11 protein-coding genes and 1 pseudogene are annotated in these 25,678 nt (G+C 68.4%); 4 read left to right on the forward strand and 8 right to left on the reverse strand.

Going from position 1 to position 25,678, the window contains the following annotated elements; translation table 11 throughout:
* Positions 1-17: 17 nt before the first annotated feature.
* From CXR04_RS12020 to CXR04_RS35755, 4 genes and pseudogenes are all read right to left on the reverse strand, one after another.
* A complete protein-coding gene (locus CXR04_RS12020; protein WP_234380187.1) occupies positions 18-3,380 on the reverse strand; it encodes an ALF repeat-containing protein in 3,363 nt (1,120 codons plus the stop codon).
* Between the two features lie 174 nt (positions 3,381-3,554).
* Complete coding sequence (locus CXR04_RS12025; protein WP_101421837.1) at positions 3,555-5,780, reverse strand: trypsin-like serine protease; 2,226 nt, start codon at positions 5,778-5,780, stop codon at positions 3,555-3,557.
* 31 nt (positions 5,781-5,811) lie between these two features.
* Positions 5,812-6,330 carry a hypothetical protein gene (locus CXR04_RS12030; protein WP_101421838.1) on the reverse strand — a complete coding sequence of 173 codons (519 nt, stop codon included), beginning with the start codon at positions 6,328-6,330 and terminating at the stop codon, positions 5,812-5,814.
* Between the two features lie 410 nt (positions 6,331-6,740).
* Positions 6,741-7,142: pseudogene (locus CXR04_RS35755) on the reverse strand (IS630 family transposase); the annotation flags it as partial.
* A gap of 871 nt (positions 7,143-8,013) precedes the next feature.
* On the opposite strand from CXR04_RS35755, the gene CXR04_RS34810 reads away from it, so the two are divergent.
* Positions 8,014-8,508 carry a hypothetical protein gene (locus CXR04_RS34810; protein ID WP_159072307.1) on the forward strand — a complete coding sequence of 165 codons (495 nt, stop codon included), beginning with the start codon at positions 8,014-8,016 and terminating at the stop codon, positions 8,506-8,508.
* Between the two features lie 1,575 nt (positions 8,509-10,083).
* Here the strand turns inward: CXR04_RS34810 and CXR04_RS12050 are convergent.
* The 3 genes from CXR04_RS12050 to CXR04_RS36410 form a co-directional block, all read right to left on the reverse strand.
* Complete coding sequence (locus CXR04_RS12050; protein WP_159072308.1) at positions 10,084-12,480, reverse strand: FlgD immunoglobulin-like domain containing protein; 2,397 nt, start codon at positions 12,478-12,480, stop codon at positions 10,084-10,086.
* 605 nt (positions 12,481-13,085) lie between these two features.
* The gene (locus CXR04_RS36880) at positions 13,086-13,493 is read right to left on the reverse strand and encodes a DUF6188 family protein (protein ID WP_442802370.1); all 408 of its coding nucleotides are present in this window, start codon (positions 13,491-13,493) and stop codon (positions 13,086-13,088) included.
* Complete coding sequence (locus CXR04_RS36410; protein WP_267898187.1) at positions 13,490-22,408, reverse strand: DNRLRE domain-containing protein; 8,919 nt, start codon at positions 22,406-22,408, stop codon at positions 13,490-13,492. The genes CXR04_RS36880 and CXR04_RS36410 overlap by 4 nt, the downstream gene beginning before the upstream one ends.
* Between CXR04_RS36410 and CXR04_RS35775 the strand changes: the two genes are divergently transcribed.
* The 3 genes from CXR04_RS35775 (at position 22,407) to CXR04_RS35785 (ending at position 24,350) form a co-directional block, all read left to right on the forward strand.
* Complete coding sequence (locus CXR04_RS35775) at positions 22,407-22,625, forward strand: hypothetical protein (RefSeq protein ID WP_234380188.1); 219 nt, start codon at positions 22,407-22,409, stop codon at positions 22,623-22,625. The genes CXR04_RS36410 and CXR04_RS35775 overlap by 2 nt on opposite strands.
* A gap of 397 nt (positions 22,626-23,022) precedes the next feature.
* Positions 23,023-23,511: a hypothetical protein gene (locus tag CXR04_RS35780; RefSeq protein WP_234380189.1), complete on the forward strand. Its 489-nt coding sequence runs from the start codon at positions 23,023-23,025 to the stop codon at positions 23,509-23,511.
* Between the two features lie 485 nt (positions 23,512-23,996).
* Positions 23,997-24,350, forward strand: a complete 354-nt coding sequence (locus tag CXR04_RS35785; RefSeq protein WP_234380190.1) for a hypothetical protein — start codon at positions 23,997-23,999, stop codon at positions 24,348-24,350.
* Between the two features lie 189 nt (positions 24,351-24,539).
* On the opposite strand, the gene ychF is transcribed toward CXR04_RS35785, so the two are convergent.
* Positions 24,540-25,628, reverse strand: coding sequence for a redox-regulated ATPase YchF (gene ychF / locus CXR04_RS12070; RefSeq protein ID WP_101421844.1), 1,089 nt, complete (start codon positions 25,626-25,628; stop codon positions 24,540-24,542).
* Positions 25,629-25,678: the final 50 nt, after the last annotated feature.

Below are 25,678 nucleotides of genomic sequence, written 5' to 3' on the forward strand. Positions count from 1 at the left end.
CCGGGTCCGCCGCCGTGTCAGAACAGCCCGCCCACGATGGGGATGCCGCCCAGGCCGCCCTGGGTGATCGACGAGGCCCATCTGCCGAGCCCTCTCGCGTTGCGGGTCAGTTGCGCGAGGGCGGTGCCCTGGCCGAAGGTGACCACCCCGATCGCGGCCCACGCGGCGCTCTTCGCGAAGGCGTAGCTCCCGAACCCTTCCGACCTCCCGACGAAGAAGGCGTTGGCGACGCCCGCCACGGCGGATATCGCACCGGCGATCAGCGCCGCGGTGCCCAGGACCGCCGCGCCGACGCCCGTGGGGGAGAGGGCCAGCGCGCCGAGGGTGCAGCCGATGGCGATGCCCCCGAACACGTTGCTGATGAGACTGGTGGTCTCGGCCCACCACTCGGCGTCGCCCCAGCCGCCGTCGCCGTCGACGTTGATGTCGTCGTTGTCCGGCCGGTCGGAGGGATCCGTGTTCTCGTCGCGGTTGCGCAGCGCTTCCTGCTTCGCCTGCCGGGCCAGGGCCTCCAGTTCCGCCTGCCGCATCCGGGTGGCGATACGGCGGGCGTCGCTGGCGGCTACCGCCGCCTCGCGGGCCGCCTGGCCCGCAGCCAGGGCGGACTGGCGGGCACTGCTCGCGGACGCCTGGGCGCTGTAGGCGTACTGCACGGCGGTGCGGGCGGAGGCCGTCGCCTGGTTGGCCGAGTAGTTCGCCTTGCGGGCCGCGCGCTGGGCGACCCGGGCGGCAGCCGTGGCCCGCTCGGCGGACTCCCGGGCGGCGGCCGCCGAGCGGTCGGCGGCGTCGGCGTGCTCGCGCGCCTCGGCGGCGTAGCCGGCGGCACGGGATGCGGCGGCGAGGGCCTTCTGGGCCCATTCAGCGGCTTCGGCCGCGGCCTTGCGCGCCTCCGCCGCCGCCTCCTGCGCCCGCGCCGCGTCCTCCTGCGCCTTCTCGGCGATCTTGGCCGCCGCCGCGATGGCGCCCGCGATGGCCGCCCGGTGGGCGGCGAAGTCCTCGTCGAGCCGGGCGGTCCAGTGGTGGGTCTTGAGGACGAAGTTGCGGCGCATCCACGGGGTGCCGGCGAGGGCGACCTCGGCGTACGCGCGGGTGTAGGGGCCGCCGCTGTTCAGCAGGGCCGTGGTGGCGACGCCGTCGTCCTCGACCAGGGCGTCGGGGTAGGTGTCCTCGTAGAAGTGCAGCAGCGCGGCGGGCGTGCCCTCGTCGAGGGCGGCGGTCGCCGCCGCCTCCACTGCCCTGCCGGGGTTGTCGGCGAGGATGCGCGCGATGTGGAAGCGGTAGTCCTCCGCGGCGGCGACGTTCGCCCCGGTGGTGAGGAAGTCGCGGGTGGCCTGGACGTCGTCGCTCGCGAGCGCGATCTCGGCGGCTTCGCCGACGGCCGGCGGGGAGATCCGGGCCAGGTAGAGGGCGGACTCCCGGTCGTCCTGGCCCTGCGCGAGGGTCCGGTCGGCTTCGAGCCAGACGTGCACGTCGGCGTCGGTGCCGGCCAGGGCGAACTGCGCCGCCTGCCGCGTCCAGCTCCCGCCGGAGTCCAGCAGGCCGACGGCGGCCTGGCGCCCGAGCGCCGCGGCCGCCGGCAGGTCCCCGCCGGTCAGCGCTTCTTCCGCCCGTGCGATCAGGTCCTTCACCTGCTGGGTGGTCTGCTCCTCCTGCGTCCGCCTGCCCTCGGTGGCGCGGCGCCGCTTCTCCTCCTCCTCGTACAACTGGGCGGCGTCGTTCAGCCCTTGGAGCCGGTCCTCGTCCAGCCCTGCCAGTTCCGCGTCCCGCGCGTCCTGCGCCACCGTGAGGGCGTCCTGGACGGCCTGCGCGGCGTTGTCGGCGGCGACGGTGGCCGCGTTGGCGTGCGCGGTGGACTTGTTGGCGTAGTCGCGGGCCTCGCCGGCGTACTTCACCGCCTCCTCGGCGGCGGCCGCGGAGTTCTCGGCGTGATCAGCCGCGGCGTTGGCGGCGGTACGGGCGGTACGGGCGGCGGCCGCCGCGTTGCCGGCCAGCGTCTGCGCCCGGGAGGCCGCACTGGTGGCCCGGGCGGCGGCGCTGCTGGCGATGGCCGCCTGCCTGCGGGCTTCGGCGGCTTCGCTCTGCGCCGCACCGGCGGCCGAGGCGGCGACGGCGCTGGCGTTGGCGGCAGACGCCGCGTTGCGGGCGGCCGAGGCCGCCGCCGAGCCGGCGCCGGCCGCCGCGGCCGAGGCGTCGGCGGCGTGGCCGGCCGCCGCGGCGGCGGACCGGGCCTTGGCGGCGGCGTTGCGGGCGGTGACCGCGGCGTTCCGGGCCGCGGAGGCGTGCGAGGCGTCGCGGGACGCCGCGATGGCGGCGTTGTAGGCGCGGGCCGCCGCCTGCCCGGCCCGCGCGGCGGCCTGGGCGGCGGCGGTGGCGGCCTGGGCGGCGCGCCGGGACGCGGACACCGCGGAACGTGAGGCGTTGATGGCGCTGCGGGCCGCGTCGGCGGCTCCCTTGGCCGCACCGGCCGCCTTGCGGGCCGCGGCACCGGCCTTGATCACGTCCTCCTGCGCCTCCTGCGCCTCCTCGGCGGCGCGCTCCGCGGCCTGCTTGGCCTTCTCGGCCGCGGCCTGGGCGCGTTCGGAGGCCGCGACCGCGGAGTCGGTCTCCGCCTCGGCGCGCTTGCCCTCGCGTTCGACGACGGCGACCAGCTCGGCGATCGTGGCCGCCTCCTGGTCGCGGGCGCGGGCGATGTGCTGGCCGGTGTCGAGGAACCACTCCAGGTCCTCGGCCGTGCCGTCCAGGGCCCGGCCGGCGTAGAGCTGCACCTGCGGCCCGGCGGAGATGAGCATGCCGGTGGCCTCCACCCGCATGTCCTCCTCGCGGGCGGCGTACTGGCCCTCCAGGAGGAAGTCCATCATGACCTGGTCGGTGCCGTCGTCGAGCGCGGCGGTGCCGGCCCGCTGGAGCGCCGGGCCGCCGTTGTAGGCCGCCGTGGTGGCGGCCACCCGCAGATCCTCGGTGACGGCGGGGACGAAGCCGTCGTCGAGGAACGCCTGGACGGCGGGGTCGCCGCCGTCCAGCGCCGCGGTCGCCGCCCGCTGCAGCCCCTTGCCGGCCGTGGCCAGCCTGCTGAAGACCGCGACGCGGTTGTCCTCGGCGGTCACGGTGGGCAGTTCGTCGGCGAGGAAGCGGGCGATGTCGGCTTCCGTGCCGGCAAGGACGTGTGCGGCGGCGGCCTTCGTGGCCTTGCCGCCGGTGAGCCAGGCTTTGATCACCCTGCCCCGGTCGGTGTCGGGGAAGGAGAAGGCGCCGGGCGCCTCGTCGTCCGCGGCCGCGGCCGCACGGACGGGACGGGCTAACCCGAGGGTCAGGGAGCCAGCGGCGGCGGTGGTGGCGAGTGCGCCGAGCACGCGCCGTCTGCTCCAGTACATCGTCTGCATCGGGATGCTCTCCTCTGGCCGAGATGGGCCGGCGCGAACGCGCCGGCCCCGGTTGCGAGCTGTCCTGGGGTCGGACGATGCGGGGGGTGGGGTGGGCGGGAACGCCCCCGGCTCCCCGGTCCGGGGGCCGGGTGGTGTGCCGGCCCCCGCCGGTACGGCACGGCTCGGGGCCGGCTACTGCATCGCCCAGCCGAACCGCAGGCCGGCCGCGGGCAGTCCGCCCTTGCCCGGCTCGTAGGACGTCACCGGGGACTTGCCGGGCCAGGCGCGGGCGTTCGCCCACGGCAGCGCGTGCGCCGCGCCGTGCGGCGAGGGCCCGTAGGGCATGCCGACGTACAGGTGCCGCCCGGTGGCGTGGAGGCTGCTGCCCACCTGCTGGCCGGCGCCCAGGCTGCCGGGCAGCCCGGAGGTGTTGCCCGGCTGGATCCACCCGTCTGACGCGCCCGGTGCCGTCTCGGTGAGGGCGAAGGTCTGGACCGCGCCGGCGTCCACGATCCCGGAGAGGTCCTCGCCCGGGCTGCCGACGGCCAATTCCAGGGTGAAGGCGTCGCTCACCGCCCTCGGCGCGAGGTTGGCCGCGGCCAGCTCCGCCCCGAAGCGGTCGCCGTTCTCGGGCCCGCCGGCGACGTCTTCGTAGCCCTGCACGATCGCGGTGTGCTGGCTGGTGACGCCCGCCGCGGTGACCCGGAGGCTGGCGACCCAGCCGGCGTCCGCGACGCGCGCGCCGTTGACGGTCGTGTCCTCGCCAGGGGAGCCGACGGAGAACATCGAGTCGGTGGCCGCGGCGGAGCCGGCCGGCCGGTAGGCCACTCCCGCGACGGCCTCGGCGAACCGGTCGCCGGGCTCCGCGCCGCCGCTGACGTAGTCGAGGTCCTGGTTGACCGGGGGCAGCGGGTTCGGCATGCCGTCCGCGTTCACCGTGTGCTCCAGCAACTGCAGCCCGCCGGCGTCGGCGTAGCTGCCGATGCCCTCGCCGGGCACCCCGATGGCGATGTGCTGGGGGGTCGCCGCGAGCGAGGCGCCGAAGTCGTCGCCCGCCTCCGCGCCGCCGGCGACGCCGGGCTGGTTCTGGTTGACCGCCTTGCTGACGGCGCCCCGCACGTAGTACGCGGCGCCGGCGTCGACGGCCGTGGTGCCGCCGGACTCGATGTCCTCGCCGGGGACGCCGATCACCAGGTACGGCTCGCCGGCCGTGGTGTGCCCGGCCGCCAGCGCGGACCCCATCCGGTCGCCGGCCTCCGACACGGTCACGGCGAAGTCGCCGGAGCCGGCGCCCTGCACGTAGTCGAACGACGCCTTCCCCGTCGTCAGGCCGCCCGGGGCGCCGTACAGGACGCTGACCGTCCCGGCGTCCGCGACGGTGCCGACGTCCTCGTACGGAGTGCCGACGACCAGATCGGTGCAGCCGTCCTCGTTCTGGTCGTAGGTGGCGAGCGCGTGGCCGAACCGGTCGTTCGGCTCGGAGCTGTCCGGCACGGCCGCCATGTCCTGGGTGATCTCGGCGGCCGCCCTCCCGCCGCCGTAGGCGACGCGGACGAGGCCGGCCTTGGCGTCGCCGCCCACCGCCGCCTCGGGGTCGGCGATGGCGACGTCCTCTGTGCCGTCGCAGTCGAAGTCGGTGATGCGGGGGGCGCCAACCTGGCCGTCGATCCAGGCGCGCAGGTCGTCGACGCGGGTGCCGACGGCGGTGTCCGGGGTGTCGGCCGGTGTTTCCACGCCGTAGCAGCCGACCTGGTACGAACGGCTGCTCAGGGCGACGAGTTCGGGGCCCGCGGCGGACTGCCGGAGCGCCGGGCCACCGGCGTCGCCCGCGCACACCGCCGCCCCGTCGCGGCCGGAGACGCCGACGTCGTAGCCTGTGACCGCGTCGACGCCGAAGGTGCCGGCATGGAGCGTCTCCGGCGACCACTCCTGCGCGGTACGGCCGTGCCCGGCAATCCGCAGTTCCTCCCCCACCGCGGGCGCCGTGGTGCCGATGTCCACCGTCGCGATGCCCGTGACCGGCCGGGACAGCCGGGCGAGCACCACGTCGCGGTCGTTGCGCGGCACGAGTTCGACGATCGTGCGCACCTCGCCCCGCTGGTCGGGCAGGTCGGTGCCGCCGATCCTGGCGACCGCGCCGCGGGCCGGTCTGCCGGCCGGCACGGTCAGGTCCGCCGCCGGGTTCTCGGCGAAGCAACTGGCCGCGGTCAGCAGCCACTCGCGGTCCACGAGGGCGCCGGAGCAGCCGCGGTGGACGTCGCCGACGGTGATGCGCGCGGTGAATGCGTACGAGGTCTCGGGGGTGCCGGCGACCGCCTGCGCGGGTGTCGCGGTGGTGACCAGGGCGACGGCCGACACCGCGGCCACCGCGGCGGCCGCGGCCGGTCTGAGCGGCCGTCTTCTTCCGGACGGGTGCATGGTCAACTCCTCGGGTGGTAGCGGCGGGTCCTCAGCGGGCGGTGATCAGCTCGACGAGCATGTGCTCACGCCCCTCGGGGTCCGCGCTCTCCCCCACCGGCGTCCAGGAGTTCTCGGCGATGTCGAAGGAGGTCTCCTCACCGTCGACGGTCATGTTGGCCGTTGCCGCGTAGTCGTTGCCCTTGATCGCGTACACCGACGGCAGTTCCAGGCTCAGGTACCCCTCGACCCCGGTGACCTGGAAGCAGATCTTCTCGCTGCTGCGCGCCCAGACCTCCAGCAGCCCGGCGGGGCCGCAGTCGGTGAGCGTGATGTGCCCGTTGCCCCGCTTGAGCAGGATTCCCCGCTCCGCGAGGATCTCGTCCGCCCCCGGATAGGCGAAGTCCTCGACGGCGTACGCCGGTTCCCCCAAGGCGGCGGGGGCGGCCGGCGGCGCGTCGGCGGATCCGCCGGTCCCGCTCGCGCCGACGGCCAGGACGACCGGTACGGCGACGGCTGCCGCCACAACGGCGGCCAGCCGCCGTAAACCTGGTCTGATGCGTGATCTCATGCGCCTCTCGCTTCCTCTCCGTACGTGGCCTCGGACGTACGCGCGCAGCACCGGCCCGCGGTGTCGCGCGCGGTGGGGCGTGTGCAGGCGGGAGCGTGGGGGCGGCGGGCTGAGATGGCCGTGGCGCCTCGGGCCCCGGCGCGGTTCGCGCCGCCGCGGGCCGAGCAGCCGACTCCCCCCGTCGTAGCCGGGATCCCGTCTCCGGCATTCCAGGCATTGCACCAGCGGGGACGACCGGACGGAAGTGTGTCGGAGCAGTGACGGCGGTCACATATCTTCCAGGGGTTTCCCGGAGCTGGAGGACGGTGTCCGCTGCGCCGACCACCCGCTTGCCGGCACCGGCCCGGTCGGCGGCCCATGCTCCGTGCCTCCCGGCACCCGAACGGTCCTGCCGGAATGCCCGTCCCGGCCTTTCCGAAGCGGAGGAATTCCTGGTGGCGGTGGCGGCGGTAGTGCTGTGCTAGGACCGACCCGGAGGCGATGTCCAGGGCGGCGAACAGGCTGGTCGTGCCGTGCCGGACGTAGTCGTGGGTCATCTTCGCCGGCGTCGCCGGCGCCATGGGCAGCACTGGTTGGGTGCGGTCCAGGGCCTGGATCTGCGACTTCTCGTCCACCGCGAGGACCAGGGCGTTCTTTGGCGGAGCCATGTAGATCCCCACGACGTCGCGGACCTTGGTCACGAACTCCGGATCCGTCGACAGCTTCCAGGTCTCCACGGCGTGGGGCTTGAGACCGAAGGCCCGCCAGATCCGGGAGACCGCCGACTGCGACATGCCGGTTGCTTCGGCCATCGACCGCGTCGACCAGCGCGAACCCCCGTTTCGACCTGCAGAAACACCGGAGAGCCGAGCGGGATCCAGCCACGATCCAGCCACCGGAAACGGCCGGTCCATGCCCCCCGTTTTCGATGGATCCACGGGCCGCTCGAGGCTCCACGCGTGCACCCCTGTGCTCGGCCGCGGGGTTATCTGGCCGCCGGATGTTCTGCATGATCCGTCCGCACCCCCTCGCCCGACCCCGACCCATCGAGCGGGCTGGGTCGAGCCCCTTGATGCAAGTAAAGAGACTCCAATCACGACAAGGGAACAAGGGCACCGAGGAAGCTCCCGGGAATTCCACCAACTCCTGCACAGACCCGGACTTTGCGTCAGTCCTGCGCATCAGGAGGCCTACCAAATGCCAACACGAAGAGTATTCCGCCAACCACAACCGAAACAGGCCATTGCAGACGAGGGGAGGTTCCCGAGAGAGCGATAAACATGGAAACGAAGGCAACTACTGCAACAACCCACCTAAGCGGCACCGGGAACTGCAGGTAGCTGTCGATTCGCTCGCCAAACCAGTCCCAGAAACGCCTCACTACTTGTACCTCTCCACGAGCTTGATGACCTCGAGTTCGAGACACCTCACCGCCTTGGCCGAGATGAACAGCATTGACCTGCAGACAGAGGTAGAGAAAAAGATCTCCAAGAACCAGGCGCGCACCTACGAGCCAAACGAGCACGGAGTGCTCGCCAAGGTACAAGAAAGCAGTTGACGACCCCCAGCCACTGACTACCGCGCGTTTCGGAGCGGGGGCGCGCCAGAACGCCCTCCTCGCAATACAGGAGCGCACCCTGAAATCCTCCGGACCCGGGGGGACGCCTCCATCAAGTTGCTGGCGCTTTGAGGTTGATCCCGAGATTGGACACCGGGTTCCATACGGCGAAGAACTGCGTAATTGAGGCGATCAGGTGCTGTTCGGCAGCACACAGACCGTTCATCCAATCGCTTGGTGATTTCGAGATGACTGGTGATGCCATGTCGGATCTTGGATCCATTACTGAGAGTGTCACAACAGCGCTAGCAGGGCTGCTGGTCAGCGACGCCTACACGGCGGTGCGTCCAAGACTGAGCGCGATCTTGAGGCGTTCACGAAGCGCGGAAGGCCCTCAGATCGAGGACCTTGATCGTATACGTGGAGCGGATCCTGCGACGCTGCGAAGTGCTGTGCACGAATCCATCCGTCGACTTGCGTCTGTCGACGATCAGCTTCTGCGGCAGCTACGGGACACCCTGAGCACGTCAGAGCCCGACATCCAACTGAACATCCATGACAATCAGTTCCGCGGTCCGACGCAGATCGGCGGCGTTCAAATCGTCCACATGCCGGAGGCGGACCATGAGCCGGAACTCTGACCATGGCCCAGAGATTCACCACAACGTCTTCAGCGGTCCTACCGTAATTGGGGGCACTCAGAATCTTGCCATGGCCACTGCCGAGCCGTGCTCCGTAAAGCCATCGATTCCCTCGCAAGTCTGGACGGCTGTCACGCTGACGTGGACACTCTGCCCGGGGGTGGCATGGGGGACGCAGTCCGTATCTGGTGGGAAGCTTCTGCCCGGGCTTAGGGAACTCGTCCACACCATCACGCCTTTCATCGTGATGGCGGGGGTTGCAGCGGCCTGCCTCGATCTAGCCGGCTGCCTCCTCCACCGACATTCGGCTGTGGCTCAGCGAGTGATCACCCATCCCGTAACCTGGAGGCTGCGGCTGCTCGCAGTAACTATCGGAGGGATTTTCCTTGCCATGGTCATATATATGAACGGCCGGTAGCCGCTCAGGGAGCGCAGCGTCGCTGATCCAGTGGGGCCAGTCCATGTCGTGGCTGGCCGGTGGGCAGGTGAGTCAGCTCATGTTCTGTGCCCGCTACCGCCCCACCCAGGACTCGACCCCTCGGCAAGCGCTGGGGCCTCAGAGGGGCAAAGTGGACTCGATGGTGATCCGTGCGCCCGGTGACCATGGCCTATGACCGTTCCCATCTGTGTGGTGCCCTGCCCTGGACACAAACCAGCGACCGGAGGTCTATCGCTTGACCCGGATGGTGGTAGTGATCACTAGTTGACCCCCGATCTCCGGGTTCCCTGCCTGTTCCCATGTTCTGGGACCCCCGCCCGGGGCTCGAACCTGCGACCAAACGAGCGCACGGGACGGCCGGGCGGCCCCGCCCGGCGGCCACGCGGGCTGCGGCACGGCCGTTCGTGCACACCGGATCCCCGGGTGCGCTCACCGAAACGCTCGGCCGATGCCGGCGTACACGCCGTCGGCGCATGCCCCCTGCGCTGACCCGCCGTTCGGTGCTCTCCAGCCAAAATCCAGCCAGCGTGCGGAGAACGACAGATGACGACAGGTGACGAGCCGTCAGGTCATCCAGCCAAGATCCAGCCACCGTACGTGTGCGGGTGTGACCCGAATTCGGGTCGCACCCGGCTGACCTGGCGGTTTGCTGATTCGCCAAGTTCGCGCTACCGCGGAGCCTAGACGTTGAAGCGGAACACCGGATGCACAGTTTTAACCTGCGGAAACACCGGAGGGCCGGGACGGATCCAGCCAGAATCCAGCCACCCGAAACGAGGCGCTATGACCCATGTCTACCCTGAATCTACGGGCCGGCGTCGCACGGGATCGCCTTCCTGGCCTGGCAGGGGAGGACCTGGCCCGGCGTTCTCATAGTCGCCGATCAGCTCCATCTTCTTGGTGTCCAGACTGACGACCCAGAATACCTAACGTTTCGCATAAGCATATGATTGATTGGATTCGGATCCCCTTTAGCCTGACAGACACGACAAGCACGACCTGAGGCAAGAATAACTTCCCCAGGTAAGCACCCCGAGGATTATTTTTGCCGGGGGTGCGTAGCCCCTCCGGAGGCCGGAGGGGCTACGTGGCGGTGTCTGCTTGGGGGCTTTTGTTTATTGGGGGTGTTGGGGCGGTTACCGAGTTTTCTTATTCGTGGGTTGGGCGTTGGTGAGTTCTATCGTGCCCGTGGTCTTCAGCAGTGCACCGCTGCCGTCCGCCGGGGCGGCGGTGAGTTCCCAGGTGTAGGTGCCCTCGTTGGCGTAGAGGCCGTTGTCGGTTCGGCCATCCCAGGAGAAGGCGACGGCGGCGGCGTGTTCGTCGGCCGGGGCGGTGAGTACCGTGCGGCCGGTTTTATCCCGGATCATCACCTGGGTGCCGGTGGCCGGCTTGGAGAGTTGCCAGTCGGCGTCCCACCTGGGGTCGGCTGGCGATGCCAGGTTAACCGACTGCTCGACGCGTGCCTCGATTTCCGCCACCGGGGCGGTAGCGACGCCCGAGTCGACGACGGTGATCTGGGCGTCGTCCTCCTTGGAGTAGGCGAGGGTGCCGCCGAAGCGATCGGTCTCCACGAGGGGGCCTTGGTACCGGGACGCGAAGCTCTCGACGACGTACGGGTTACCCCCGATCGGGGTGAGGAGGAGCCGGAGGCGTTCGCGTTGGTACGCAAGCACGTAGCCGTCGCCGAGAACACCGCGCGGGGTGTACGACGTCCGCCGGGTCTGCGTGTTGTAGACGCCGTGGCCGGAGTCGGTGATCCCCCGGGGATCGCAGTCCCAGTACACCCAGTGCCCCACGGCCTGCATCTCCTTGGGCGCACAGCCGTTGAAGGTGAACGGCTCCGTCTCCGCCACCTCGCCGGTCTTCAGGTCGACCGCCTGGAGCGTGCCCTCCGTGACCCCGGGCATCCACAGCTTGGTTCCCCACACCGCGAGCCCGCCCAGGCCCCGGTGAACGCGGATCACCTTAGGTCCGCCGAAGGCGTCCAGGTCGACGACGTACTGCCGGTCGTCCGTCCCGCTCCCGCTCCCGCCGAACACCACGTAGCGGCCGGAGGCCGAGCGGACGAACGAGTTGTGATCGGGGCCCGTCGGCATCTTCTCGCCGGTCTCCGGGTCCACGGCCGGTACAACCGTCCGTGTACCGTCCGGCGCCAGTACGACCAGTACCTGGTCGCCATTCGCGTCGAGGGTGGCGACGACGGTGCGGCCGTCTCCGGTGCCGACTGGACGCCGGTTCTGGTAGACGCGCTGCTCCGTGTAGCCGGTGGCCTGCGCGTCCGGGCGCGCGAGCAGCGATCGCTCGCCCACCGACGGGATCGCGCCGATGTCCCGCTGGTAGAGAGCAGGCAGGTACGTGGCGTCGTTCTCGGCTGTGACGAGCTGTCCGGCCGTGAGCGACAGGTTGGTTAGATCGGCCTGCTTGGGCGCCACCGCGCGCACCTTCCGCAGCGCGGGCGCCCTGTCGTCGCCGATGTGGACGCGGTGTACGGCCCAGTCCCGGGACGAGGTGCCGCCTGTGACGGCCACGCCGCCGCCCGGGACCTGCGCCATCCGCCAGCGGGCGTGCTCCAGCAGGGTCTCCGGCTCGCCGCCGCCGATCGGCCGGGCCGTGAGGGGTGCGCCCTCGCGGCCGCGGAGGTCGTCCGTGTCCTGCTTGAACTCACGCGTGGTCAGCAGCCAGTCGCCGACGAGCCCGAGGTGCGGGGTGCCCTCGTCGTCCGAGCCGAGTTCGATCTCGGTGGCGGCCGCTTGCGGGGTGGCGCGGGGAAGTACGCGGGCCGTGGTGTTGCCGCCTTCGGGCGAGTACCAGGCTATGTGCGTGTCCGAGAACACGACCTCGGCGTTCGCGCCGGTCGCGCCCGGCAGCACCGGGGTGACCTCGGCGGTCGCCAGGTCCAGCAGGCCGACGCCGCGGGTGCCGTCGGGGTGGGCATACCAGATCGCGACCGAGCGGTCGTCGCCGCCGAGCGTCATGCCGTCTTCCGCGACCCAGCCGTTGAGGCCAGTGACCAGGGTGTCGATGAGCTGCCCGTCCGCCATCCGCAGGACGTGCAGGACGTTGCGCTTGCCGTTCGCGTCCTTGGTGGCGGTGAGCACGGTGGAGCCGAAGACGCCCCGGTAGAAGTGGCCTGCCGGCAGCGTGTACGTCGTGGTGGGGCCGGACTCCATGTCCTTCACCAGCACCTTGCTCGGGGAGATGTAGATCGCGACGGTGTCCCCGCTGGTGACGGAGACGTGGTCTCTTCCGTTGATCGGGTTGGAGTCATCGCTCGGGCGTGAGGCGGGCAGGTTGACCGGCGTACCGTCGTCCGGGAACCACCGGTAGTAGCTGAGCGCGCTCGCGTCCGCGACCTCCGTGCGCTCCACGACGCCGCCGGGCCCGGCCCCGTACAGCGGATTGGCGACCGGCTTGAAGCGGTCGGGCGCGGGGATCGTCACCGGAATGGGTCCGGCGTGGGCGGTGGTCATGAGCGACGGCAGAGCTCCACTGGTGGCCGCCAGGGCCACCGCGGTGGCGAGTCCGGCTCGCACGATCGATCGTCTTCGGTTCGGCTTGCGGCGTGCGGCCACGCAGCACCTCCAAAAGGCGTCGGAAAGGCGGCTGTCCGGCGAGAATCCACAAGGAACGACGCGGCACAGCCCTCGAGGGGCGGCAACGTAACACGGTGGACCGCGGAATTCGAACGAACGCACGTATGGGTCGTGGGCAGCCATTACGGACATCCCTGGGGGCGCACTCACCCGGCGACATCCTTCCCACCCGCCCCGCAACCCCTGATCAATCCAATGCGATTCAGACACCTGAGAAAACCTCAACCACCCACACCTGTAGCAGTGCCTTTCTCCAGGTGCGGGTGAGGCATGCTCGGGGTGTTCGGAGCGCAGGGCAAGATCTATCTCGTACGTCAGATTACCGAATCGGGAAGCCATGTCGAGCACATAGCTCTCTTCCAGGTGGTACACGGCGAGCTGGTCGACTTCCCTATAGTCTTTCATCGCAAGTCCCATTCAATGGGCGTGTGATTACCGGGACTCTTCCGAGTGGCCGTATTCCCGAACGAGTCGATCAGCTGCCCATCTACGTTTCTCATCCCAACGTGTGGGTCGCTGCTCCTGGGCGCCCTACCGGTTCCCCGCTACAAAGCAGCGTCGCCGAAAGTCCTCATGACACCCGATCCCCCGTGATACGACCAATCGAATTTATCTGGCCTCTGAATACGAACCATCGTCTCAGGTCTCCCCGCTCGAACATTCAAATGATGCCCCGTACTGAACACGACTCGCAGAGCCCCAGACTTGAATGCGACCGCCGATACAATGGTCGCACCGACCAGTTTCTGCCACTCTTCACCGAGAAGCGGAACCGCACCTGGGGCCGAGACTGCACCATGGGTCAGGGACACCGGACCTCTGATTGTTAGCCCGGCTCCGCAGTCCAGCATCAGTGCCAACTCTTGATAATCCGAAGCCTGAGATACCGACACGGATACAACTGGGGAACCTCGCAGCCCAAGGATCCAGCGATCACCCAACTCCTCCGTCACGGCTCCTCCGGGAGATAGTCGAAAATATTCCCAATGCTGTCACCAGGACTTCCGTCTGGCATCTGGGGGTACACTTCACCAGTCGTAGGATCGATTAGCATATCAGGGTTCTTATTGCCGCCTATCCCACGCCAACCGCCTTGGCCCTTTACCTTGTGGATGGCTTCCTTGATTTGCTTGGCAGAATACCCGGTCGAACGCGCGAGTGCGTTCGGCTTGGACACCAGGTCATCACAGTCGGCATTGTGCACCAAGATCGGTGCGACCCCCGCCAGCACATAGTACGTGTGGATGTCGCGGATGGTCAGGTCGTGGGTGGTCTGGCGCTTGGTGTAGTGGTCGGCGGCCTGGACGGTGGCGGTGTCGCCGGTGGTGGTGCGGATGGTTGTGCCTGGGAGGAGGTCGCCGGCGTCGATCCATTCGCCTGCATACTCGGCCCAGAAGGGGTGGGTGGTGGTGGCGGTGAGCTGACCCGTTTGCCCGTCTTCTGTGGTGAGGGTGAGGCGGACGAATTTCTTGTCGCTGTGGGTGGTGATGGGTCGTTTGACGGTGCGGGTGGTGGTTTCGCCGGTGTCGGGGTCGGTGACGACTACGCGGTCACCGATCTCGATGTCTTCGATCCGTTTGGTTCTGCCGTCGGCGAGGAGGACGCGGGTGCCGGGGGTGAAGCTGTGGCACTTCCCGAAGGTCTTCTTCAGGAGCTTTGCCCCACCCTTGAGGAGAAGACTCCCGGCCTTTCCTATGCCTGGGATCAGTTCGGGGGCTTCTGCCAGGCACCCCAGGCTCGGGTCGGTCAAGCATTCTTTCCAAGTGGCGGGGTCTGGGAGCAGGAACGATGTGGCAAAGATCCCCGCCTTGTCGAACCATGAGTACTCGTCGGCGGGAGGGGTCTGGTCGCCCAGCCACATGTAACCGACGGCCTTGTCCGGGTTCTTCAGGTATTTGATCTTGCCGAAGAGGTCGAGTTCTCCCGTGTCGGCGTTCGCGATCCCCTCGTAGAGTTCCCCCTCGAAGGTGAAGGCGGCACGGACCCCGCCTGTGGGTTCCCCGTCGAAGGAGAGGGTTCCGTCGGCGCGGGTCTCGTTGCCGGTGCCGCAGCTGACGTCCAGCGCGCCTGATCCTTCGCCTCCGCCGCAGGCGAGGCGGTGGCCGTCGAGTTCGATGTTGGTGGTGGGGTTGCCGCCGGTGAAGGCGTAGCGGTTGCCGGTGGTGGGGTCGGTGCCGAGTTGCATGTCCGCGAGGGCGCCGTTGTAGGTGTCGCGGGTGAGGAAGCGGTTGAGGCCGGGGCTGTAGTTGCGGAAGCCCATGTCGTAGGTGCTGGTGGCGGCGTCCCAGCGTTTGGCGTTGAACCGGTAGGGGTTGTAGGCGTCCTCGTCGGGATTCGCGGGGTCCGGCTTGTCGATGCCGGTGAACTCGGCGTCGTTGTTGGAGCCGTAGGCGGTGTAGCCGTAGGTGGCGTCGGTGTCGCCGTCCTCGCCGGTGACGGTCTCGACGTCGGAGTGGCTGTTGTAGCCGTAGACGCCGAGTTGCTGGGTGCCGTCAGGTTTGTGGGTGATCTGCGAAAGGCGTTGTCCCCACGGCCCGTACTGGTAAGACTTGGTGATCTCGGATCCGACTCGTTCGTCGAGGACTTCCTTCGACACGCCGAGGTAGGTGAAGTCCGTCGTCTTCGGGCTTGAGGTGCCGGCGCCAGTGGTCTTGGAGGTAGTTCGGTCCAGGGGGTCGTAGGTGTACTTCGTAGTCGCCGTGGTGCCGTTTTCCTGGAGCTTGGTGTGTTCGGCGACGTGGTCGAAGCCGTCGTAGGTGTTCTGCTCCAGGATCTTGCCGTCGGCCGTGACCGCCTCCAGGCGGCCGTAGGGGTCGTAGGTGTATGCCGAGGTGACTCCGCCGGAGCCGTCGCCGGTGGCGGTGGCCTGCTGTAGCCGGTTGAGGTTGTAGTCGAAGCGGGTGTTCACACCGTCGACGGTCTGCTCGACGACGTTGGCGTTCGCATCGTGAACGTAGGTCTCGATCCCGGCGCCCAGGCCGGCCTTGTCGAGCTTGGCGATGCGGTCCGCCGGGTCGTAGGTGTAGGTGCTGGTGGTGTCCGCCAGTGCGCCGGTGTCGGCGTTCATGCGGCTGAAGACGTCTTTGGCCTTGTTGCCGTTGGGGTCCCAGTCGTAGGCGTGGGAGGCAACCGGGGCTCCGTCGTTGGTTTCCCGGCTGCTCTTGAGCGCGCCGTTGGCGTAGTAGTCGTGGTCGAGCAGGTTGCCGTTGGCTTTGGTCTCTACATCGACCATGCCGCGGGGGGTGTAGGTGTAGCTGGTGGTCTTGCGGGTCGGGTCGGTCTCCGAGGTGGTGTCGGCGATCTTGACGGTCTCGATCAGGTTGCGTGCGTTGTAGGTGTAGCCGGCCCATTGGTCGGGGTGGGTGGAGGTCTCCGGTTGGCCGTTGGCGTCGTAGGTGAAGGCGGTGGACTTCTTCTCCTCGCCGGCCAGGTTCTCGGTGACCTTCGCAAGCTGGTTCAGCCCGGTGTAGGCCATCGTGTAGGCGTCGATCCGCGTGCCGGACGAGGTGTCGTCGACGTCGGTCAGGTTGCCGTTGAGGTCGTAGCGGTAGCCGAAGACCTTCTCCTCAGCGTCAGCTGCCGCATCGTACGAGCGGACGAGCTTGACGGCGTCTGCGCTGACGGTGCCCTGGCCGGTTCCGGAGACCGTGATCGACTTGGTGCCCTGCTTGTAGCGGTAGGTGCCGAGCTTCACCCAGCGGTTGGCGTTCTCGGCCTGGTCGATCTTCTTGGTCGCCGGGCCGCCCGCGTGGTCGATGCGGTAGGTGGCGGTGCCGGCGTCCGACTTGGCCGGGTACTTGGCGTAGGCGGTGTACTCGCCGTCGCGGGGGATGACCGTCTGCCAGGTGAACGTCCCGGTTCCTGATGCCTGGCTGCGGTGGTTGAACCCGGTGTCCGTCGGATCGCCCGAGAGTGCGATGGACTTCGATGCCTTCCAGGACCCGGAGGTGGAGGTGTGCTGGGTGTCGGAGTTGTCGACCAGGACCACGGCGGAGCCGTCGGGGACGCCGGAGTCCTTCTTGGTCTGCAGGGACCCGTCGGGGTAGTAGGCCCAGTCCATCGGGCGTTCGGAGGAGCCGCCTGCGGAGATCACTCGGCTCTTCTGCTGGCCGAGGTCGTTGTAGTCGTAGCGGGTGACGATGTCCCACGGGTCGGTGGCGGTCTTGATCCAGCCGTTGTCGAAGTACTCGTAGGTGGTCTCGTTTCGGACCGTCTGGCCCTCCGAGGGGGGTGCCGAGACCGTCTTGACCCGTCCGACCTCGTCGTACAGCGTCTCGGTGTAGACGTCCGGGTTGTTGTAGCGGGCGTCGGCCGGTTCGTAGGGCTGGTACTGCCGCTCCGGGCGGTTCAGTTCGTCGTAGGTGGTGCGGTGGGTGAAGTCGCCGGCGGTTGCGGTGTTGACGCCGCGGGGGGTTTCGACCTCGGTGGGGTTGCCGGCCTGGTCGTAGGTGAACTTCGTGGTGCGTACCGTGCCTGCGTCGGTGTCGTAGGGGACGCGTTGGGCGATGGGCAGGCCGCGTTCGTCGTAGTCGACCTCGGTGGTCTTATCTGCCTGGTCGGTCGTGGCGACGACCAGGGAGTCCTTGTCGTAGGTGGTCTTGGTGTTTTCGCCTGCGGCGTCGGTGACCGTTTCCGGGCGGTGGTTGAGGTCGTAGGTGGTGTGGGTGGTGAAGTCGGTGGTGTCGGGGGTGGTGTTCTTCTTGGGGTCGATGACGTGGGTGACGTTGCCGACGTCGTCGTAGCGGTAGGAGAGCTTGTCGCCGTCGGCGTTGACGACGTCGGTGAGCTGGTAGATCGCGTCGTAGGTGTTGGTGGTGACGAAGTCGTCCGGGTTGTCTGTTGTGGCGACGCCCTTGGGTTCGGTGGTGGTGAGGAGGTTGCCGACGCGGTCGTAGGTGTAGCGGGTCTCCCGGCCGGTGGTGTTGTTGTCCGGAGCGGTCGCCGAGGTGACCTGGTCGGCCTCGTCGTACACCGCCGTGGACACTGCGCCGTTGGGCGCCGTGGCGCGGGTGATGTTGTCGTTGGCGTCGTAGACCGGGGCGGGGGTGGTGATGAACTCACTCGCGGTTTTGGGGACGACGTTCTCGCCGGGGCGGCCGTAGGTGTCGTAGGTCTGGGTGGTGGTCTTGTCCAGGGCATCGGTGACTTTGAGGACCTGGCCGCGTTCGTCGTAGACAAAGCCGGTCTGGTGCTGTTTGGCGTCGGTGATCAGCTGGGGGTAGCCGGTGGGGGTGAAGGCGGCGTTGATGGTGGTGTTGTTGCGTGGGTCGGTGGCCGTCTGGAGCTGGCCGTGGGCGTCGTAGGTGTACCGGGTGGTGTAGTCGCCCGCTTCCTCGGTGGCGGTGCCCTTGGGGTCGGTGACGGTGAGCAGGTTGCCGTACGCGTCGTAGGTGAAGGTCCAGGTGCGGCCTTCAGGCGAGGTCTTGTGCCACAGGTCCTTCACGTACGCGTCCCCGACGCGAGGGGAGTACTCGTACACGGTGGCGTTGTCGGGGGTGGCGCCGTCGGTGCAGACGGCCGGGTCGGGGACGCCGCCGGCGGCCTTGTTCTGTTCGGCGTCGCGTTGCCAGCGGGGGTAGCCGGTGGCGGGGTCGTAGCAGTAGGCGGTTTCGGCGCCGTTGGCCTCGCGGAGGAGGGTGACGTTGTTGTCCGCGTCCCACGACAGTTCGGTGGTTTCGTTCTTGGCGTTGGTGGTCTTGACCGGTCGGCCGAAGTCGTCCGTCACATAGGTGGTCGCCTTGTTTTGGGCGTCGGTGACCGTGGTGTCGGTGAACTTGGCGTTGCCGGTGTTCGGTGCGTAGACGAAGCCTGTGGGGTTCTGCAGGCGGTCGGTGATGGTCTTGGTCCACCAGTGGTACTTGGGGTCGTCCCCGGCGCTGGGAGTGTTGTAGTCCAGTGCGGTGGTGTTCTGGCGCGGGTCCTGGATGCCGGTGAGTTTGACGTTCTTGTTGCCCTGGCCGGCGTCGTAGGTGAAGTCGAATTCCTTGGGCTGTGCGCTGCCCGCCCCGTCGGTCATGCGGCCCAGCAGGCCCTTGGTGGTGTAGAAGAAGGCGAGCTTTCGGCCGGAGATGTCGGTGACCGACTTGATGTGGTCGTAGATCTTGGATTCCGTCAGCTTCCCCGTGCCAGCGACCTGCTTACCCGTGTCGTCGATGAAGTCCCACGAGGTGTCGCCCTTTTGGTAGTAGTCGATCTCGAGGGACTTCCGGCCGGCGGGGTCGGTGATGTAGTCGAGGAACTTCACCGGCTTGTTGTTGGACTTGCGCTCGGTGTACGTGTACGTCTGCGTGTTCCCGTTGGGGTCGACAACCGAGGTCAGGTAGCCGTCGCAGCCGAAGAGGAACCGGGTGCCGTCCGGGCGGGTCCCCGTCCAGGCGTCCGGTATCGGGTCCTTCGCCGGGGTACAGTCCACGTCCTGTTTGGGTGCGAGCTTGTAGTGGACGCCCGCGGGGGCTTTGAAGGTGCCGTCTTCCTGCTTGCGGAAGATGTGGGTGGTGCCGTCGCCGTCCGGCCAGCGGACCTCTGTGGGGCGCGGGTTGGGGTGGAAGTCCAGCGGGGCGCCCAGGCGCAGTGGGCCGGCGGCCTGGGCGGACCAGCCGTGGCCGGTGATGGTGTCGGACGTGTCGAGGGAGTTATAGGCGACGCGGAAGAAGGTGTTCAGGCCGCGGCCGGGGTTGGTGAAGGCGTCGTAGGACCACACCGCGTTACCGGCCGCGGTGTTGTTCATCACCGCCGACCCGGCGCCGGTGGACGTGCCGGTGTAGGAGTAGAACTTCTCCAGACCGAGCTCGTCGGACGTAGGGTCCTCGACCGCGACGCGCTGGGTGAGGGCGGGGATGCGGTGGCGGTCGGACAGCCAGGCGTCCAGCGAGGGGGCGTAGGCGTCCCAGGTCAGGTTGTACTCGGTGCGTTTGTTGCCCGAATCGGAGTTGATGGGGGTCTTGACCTGCGCGATCACCGTGCGTTCTTCACCCGGTCGGATCTTCTCCGGCAACCCGGTGACGACGGGCTGCCCGAGGCCGGGCGGGGTGCTGCCGTCGGGCAGTGTCCACCGGTACGACAGCCCCCAGCCATCAGGATTGGCCTCGTTCATGGTGAAGCTGGTGGTGTTGGTGAACGTGACCTCGACGTTGTACGTGCTGTTCGGCGTCATCCGCTGCGGCGTGCCGGGTGCGTAGTACGTCGACTCGGCGGTCGCGTCGACGTAGATGACGCGCATCAGCGGACCGAGCTGCTGATCCTGGCCCTCGCTCGACAACCACAGTGACCGCTCCCGCGGCCCGCTCGCGGACTCGTCGGCCAGCTTGACCATCGCGCCCTTGTTGGACTCGGGCGTACGGGTCCAGCCCTGGACCATGGACGTGGCATTCCACGTCTGGCGGCCCACCTCCCTGCTCCACTGCGGCACGGTCCACGAGACGGTGGCGCTGTGGTCCCCGCCGGGCTTGGTCCAGGCGGTGGTGGCGGTGGCGTTGTTCCACGTCGCGGTGGTCTCATCGAAACCGCGGTCGAGGGCGCGCAGTTCGTAGCCCGCGCCGGTCGACCCTGTGTCCCGGGTGGTTTCGGTGCCCCACATCTGCAGTTGGGCTTCGAGGACGGTCGCGGTGGTGGGGATGGTGGAGGTGTCGAAGTCCAGTGCGGCGCGGGTGGTCCCGTGGGTGTCGGAGTTGTTGCCTACCGACAGCCAGTTCTGGCCCACACCCCAGGATTCGATGGTGTCTTGGTTGGTGTTCGGCTGAGCCGAGGACAGCGTCGTGTCGGTCACCGCCGCGTTGGCGGAGCCCTGGATGAGTTTCATGGTCCGGCCTGCTTTGGGGATGCCCACGATCCGCGTGGGTGAGCCCAGCAGGTCACCGTCCGCTGTCTTGACCGCGATCTGGTAGTAGTACGACTTCCCGATCTCGTCCACCGACGAGTCCGGAGTCGGGACCGCGGTCGTATCGGTGAAATCGTCGCTCTGCTGATCGTCGATCGGGGCGATGAGTGTGGCCGCGGAGGGGGTGAATGCCTGCTGGGTGGAGCGGTGGATCTGGTACTCGACGAAGTCCGCCCCGGCATCGGCGGTGGTGTTGGTGTAGGGCTTCCAGTGCAGCTCGGGGCCAGTGCCGTGCACCACAGTCGGTGAATCCAGTGCGGTGCCGATGCGGCCGTAGGAGACCGTGAGCCTGGGGATGGTGGACGTCTCCCCGCCGTAGGAGCCGTCGCCGGCCTCGTACCGCGGCCCGCCCCGCGCGTCCTCATCCCTGGGGGCCTCGTCGTACGCTTTGAGTACGAAGCCGTTGTTGGGCAGGGTGCCGTTCACCCACTCCTGCACCGAGTTCTTCACCGGGAAGTTGTGCCACGCGTTGTACTCCCCGGCGTCCTTCCACAGCTCCGCCCGGTTGACCAGCCGCACCGCGTCCGCGACGTTCTTGCCCGACGCGTCCCCGGTGTCACCCAGCTTGATCGTGTTCGCGGTGCCCTTGGCGTAGCTCAGTTCCTCCGTGCCCAGGTCCACCCACCGGCCGGACGTCCCGCGCTGGTCCACGGTGAAGTTCGCTGTGCCGCCGCGGTGCTTGATCTCGTACGGCGCTGCCGACGCCGCATCGGCGACCCCGGGGATGTACACGTCCGCGAGGTAGCTGGCGGTCTCGGGCACCTCGGGCTGCCAGGTGTACGACTCGCCCGTCGCCGAGTTCTGGTTGTAGCGGTAGTCCGACTCGATCCCCGCCCCCGCGACCCGGATCCAGTCGCCGACCGCGGCGGTGCCGGCGCGGCCGTCGTCGAGTTGCACCTTCGTACCCGACAGATCGCCCAGCAGGTCCTTGGTGCTGTCCCAGGTGGCCGTCGTCTCGTCCCACGGTCCGGTGGCCTCGTGCGCCTCGATCTTCACGCTCTTGCCGCCGGTGGTGTGCGTCTGGTCGTAATACAGACTCAGCCGGGCCGAATCCACCGTCACACCCGCCGGAATCTCGTTCAACGGGAACTTGATCAGCGAGCGCGCCACACCGGTCGGCGTGGTACCCACCGACAGATTCCACGCCGGGGCGAAGTTCACCCCGGGCTCATCGGAGAGCACCATCACGTCCTGCGACTGGGCCGACGACGGCGCGATCGTGATCGTCGGGTCGACCTTCACCGGGTACTGCCGCTCCTTCGCAGCCAGCCACCCCGCATCCGGCGTCAGCGTCAGCAGCCACCGCTTCCCGTCCCGGCTCAGCTTCTGCGTGACCTTAGGACTCCACGCCTTCCCATACGGGGAGGAGGCGTCCTTGGCCGCATCCGTCATGAACGGCGCCGGGATCACCAGCACCGGATCCGGGCTGGTCTCGTGGAAGAAGGCAACCGAACCGTCTTTGCGGGACTCGGGCGTCAGACCCTCGGTGACGTCCATGGTGAAGGTGAACGACACCGGCCCACCGGGCCGTTCGCCCAGGACGATGTCCTCCTTTACCTCCCCCGCACCCACCCGGTACGAGATGTCCGCACCGTTCACCGCGTCGGGGTAGGTGACCGTGCCGCCCTCGGCCCGCGGCTTCAGCCCACCGCTCGCGCCCTTCAGCCCGAACGTCACGGACTGACCCAGCTGGGCCTCGACCTTCAGCAGCCGCTCGGCCGAGTCACCGAAGTAACTACGGGCCAGGTTGGTGGTATTGGCGTACGCGTAACCCTTGGCGTCGGACTCCGTCACCGCGGTGTCGATCGCCTTCCAGGCGCCGCCACGGGTCTCGTACGACGTGGGTGCGGCGGCCAGCTCCGCCTCGACCCCGCCGTCCGACATCCGCCAGAACCGCGCCTCCGGCGTACGACGCCCGGTCAGCTCCCTCACCCGCTTCGCCGCCGGCTCCGCCTTGCCCGCAGGCAGCTTCTCCCGGCTCGCAGGGTTCATGCTGTCGCTCGACGGCGGCTCGTCATCATCCGGATCGTCGTCGCTGAACCAGTCCCTGACCGTGTCGACGACCCCGCCGGCCCCGGGCGTGGAACCCGCCGCAAAAGCCGGCTGCGGCAACAGCGTCACCAAAAAAGCCGCCGCCACCGCCGACGAAACGAACCGCCCCAGCCGAGCCCTCATCCAGCACCCCTTCACGCCATTTCCCCGCGCGTGAATACACACGGGAAAACGGCACGCCGAATAACCGGACGGGCAGGTGCCCGGCCAGCACAAAGCACGCAGTGCATGGGGGGTAGTCGCCCGATCTTCAACGGACGGTGGTGTACCTGTCAAGCGATCGGTGATATGCAAGGAAATCTGGATAAACTCGCCTCAATGAGCGACGCAGCGTGGCGCCGCTTACACACAGTGAGTCCCGCAGCTTCCCTGGTCAACGCACCACAGCGGGGGCGCTCCGCAACCGCGTTGCCGCCGGAAACTGGGACTCACCCGTGCACGGTGAATTCTCGCCAGAACGAGAGAAGGGATAGCCACTCTTCCCCGGCGAGCGGGCATGTGACACTCTCGGCCTGCCAGGAATTCAGCGCCCGAAGGCGAAGGGATCCTCACCCATGCCTACCGCGACGACCGCGGAAGCCGAAAAGGATAATCCGCACCCGCCACCCGGATTCCTCTCGCGGCACCGCCGAACCCTCACCGCCGCCCTTACCGCCACCGCGCTGGCGGCAGCTGCCCTCCTCGGCTACACCCTCACTCGCGACAACGACGCCCCACCCGAACAACGCCCCGTGCCCACCGCCCCGGTCACGTACACCGTCGACGGCCAAGGAACCGCCCAGATCACCTACATCGCACGAAGCACCACCGGTGCCGGCACCATGATCCAGGAAGCAGCCCTGCCCTGGCGGAAATCCGTACGCGTTCCCCTCGGTCAAACCCCCACGATCTCCCTCATCCTCCCCGACGACGGCGGCCAGGCCACCTGCACCCTGGCCATCCGCGGCAACCTCGCCCAACGCGCCACCGCCACCGGCCCCCACGGCCGCGCCACCTGCAGCGCAAACCTCCCCCGCCACAACCGCCAACCCGCCGCGCAATAGGAAGGGGAAGCACACGGCGGATGGTGGACCGTTCCTGCTTGCCTGGGGGCTGTGGGCAACCTCCTTCGGCTGGATCGTCGCCACGAACTTCCGCGGGTCCGCCCTCCGCCTGCACCTTCACACGGGCTTGCGGAGGGCGACGTCCGCGCCTGGCTTCCCATACTCACCGCCGCCATGCAGTGGGATGCCTCAAAGCCCTGAAGACTCGACCACGCTCCAAGGCGTCTTCCTCGAAGCCGTGGAGCTGCGCGAGGAGCGCGTTCCGAACGAGCGGGGCGAACTCGTCTACTACAACTTCGGCCGCTTCTCCACCGCGACCGGAGACTTCGAGCGCCTCCGCCTCACCAGCGAACCCGAGCAGCGTTCGACGGGTTCGCCCGATGGGTCGAGCCCCAGGCACCCGACTGCTACGAGGAGCCCAACGGGACAACGGCTACGCCTAGCCTAACGCCGTCGTCATCGCCACCGTCCACCAGGTCAAGGGCATGTTGTGGCCCGCGCTCTTCCTGCCCGCCTTGTGCAAGAACACCTTCCCCGCCTCCGGCCGGGGACGGACTCGGCGTCATCCACGTGTCGAAGAAGACCCCATCCCGGGCGCGGCCCACTACCTCGGCGCCGAGGCAGACGAGCGACGCCCCCTCTACGTTGCCGTCACCCGTGCCCAGAAGTACCTCGCACACGGCTGCGGGAGAGCGAGGGCCTCATTCGGGGCCATGGCCTGCCGAGTCGTGATGCCGGATCCGCTACACCACGACTGGGACGCCCCCTCCCGTACGCGCACTCAACACGATGCACATGACGGCACGTCAGATCATCCAGCCACAATCCAGCCACCGTGACGGTGACCGCACCGTCACACACCGCTCCCGGCAGCCCTCCCACGCCTCCGACCTGCGAACACGTGAAACCCGCAGCTACCACCCAGCTACTCAAACATTCCGCGGGACCGCGACAACACACCATCCGCACAACCCACAAAACACCCCCTGACCTGCGGATTCATCGCGCGGGGCTAGGGACGGAATCATTCATACATTGAAGCGGAATTCCACCACGTCGCCGTCCCGCATCACGTAGTCCTTGCCCTCCATGCGGGCCTTGCCTGCCGCGCGGGCTTCCGGGACCGAGCCTGTGGTGACCAGGTCGTCGAAGGAGATGACCTCCGCCTTGATGAAGCCCTTCTGGAAGTCCGTGTGGATCACGCCCGCCGCCTCCGGGGCCGTGGCGCCCTTCTTGATGGTCCAGGCGCGGGCCTCCTTCGGGCCTGCGGTCAGGTAGGTCTGGAGGCCGAGGGTGGCGAAGCCGACGCGGGCCAGGGTGACCAGGCCCGGTTCTTCCTGGCCTACGGACTGGAGGAGTTCCAGGGCGTCGGCCTCGTCGAGTTCGGCGAGTTCGGATTCGAGTTTGGCGTTGAGGAAGATGGCCTCTGCCGGGGCGACCAGGGCGCGCCGTTCGTCCTTGAAGGGTTCGTCGGCCAGTTCGTCCTCGTCGACGTTGAAGACGTAGAGGAACGGCTTCGCCGTCAGCAGGTGCAGGTCGTGCAGGAGTTCGGCGCGCTCCGTGCCCTGCGCGATGCCCGCGGCGAAGAGGGTCTGGCCCGTGTCGAGGATGGCCTTGGCCTCCTCGATGGCGGTGAGCTTGGGGGCCAGGTCCTTCTTGATGCGGGATTCCTTCTGGAGCCGCGGGAGGACCTTCTCGATGGTCTGGAGGTCGGCGAGGATCAGCTCGGTGTTGATGGTCTCGATGTCGTTCTTCGGCGAGACCTTGCCGTCGACGTGGACCACGTTCTCGTCCCGGAAGGCGCGGATGACCTGGCAGATCGCGTCGGACTCGCGGATGTTGGCCAGGAACTTGTTGCCCAGGCCCTCGCCCTCGCTCGCGCCGCGCACGATGCCGGCGATGTCGACGAAGTCGACCGTCGCCGGGAGGATGCGCTGGGAGTTGAAGATGCCCGCCAGGGTGGTGAGGCGGGGGTCGGGGACGCCGACAACGCCGACGTTGGGCTCGATGGTGGCGAACGGGTAGTTGGCCGCCAGCACCTCGTTCTTGGTCAGGGCGTTGAAGAGGGTCGACTTGCCGACGTTCGGCAGTCCGACGATTCCGATCGTGAGCGACACGTGAACGACTTCCTACGAGGTACGGGGACGGGGGCGCGGCAGGGCCCGGT

The sequence above is a fragment of the Streptomyces sp. CMB-StM0423 genome, assembly GCF_002847285.1.
Classification (GTDB): domain Bacteria; phylum Actinomycetota; class Actinomycetes; order Streptomycetales; family Streptomycetaceae; genus Streptomyces.

What these genes read in the sequence shown, in the direction of transcription:
- CXR04_RS35785 (WP_234380190.1), top strand. Translation starts at nt 23,997, where the DNA reads ATGTTGTGGCCCGCGCTCTTCCTGCCCGCCTTGTGCAAGAACACCTTC.
- CXR04_RS12020 (WP_234380187.1), bottom strand. Translation starts at nt 3,380, where the DNA reads ATGCAGACGATGTACTGGAGCAGACGGCGCGTGCTCGGCGCACTCGCC.
- CXR04_RS35780 (WP_234380189.1), top strand. Translation starts at nt 23,023, where the DNA reads ATGCCTACCGCGACGACCGCGGAAGCCGAAAAGGATAATCCGCACCCG.
- CXR04_RS36410 (WP_267898187.1), bottom strand. Translation starts at nt 22,408, where the DNA reads ATGAACCCTGCGAGCCGGGAGAAGCTGCCTGCGGGCAAGGCGGAGCCG.
- CXR04_RS12030 (WP_101421838.1), bottom strand. Translation starts at nt 6,330, where the DNA reads ATGAGATCACGCATCAGACCAGGTTTACGGCGGCTGGCCGCCGTTGTG.
- CXR04_RS12025 (WP_101421837.1), bottom strand. Translation starts at nt 5,780, where the DNA reads ATGCACCCGTCCGGAAGAAGACGGCCGCTCAGACCGGCCGCGGCCGCC.
- CXR04_RS35775 (WP_234380188.1), top strand. Translation starts at nt 22,407, where the DNA reads ATGCTGTCGCTCGACGGCGGCTCGTCATCATCCGGATCGTCGTCGCTG.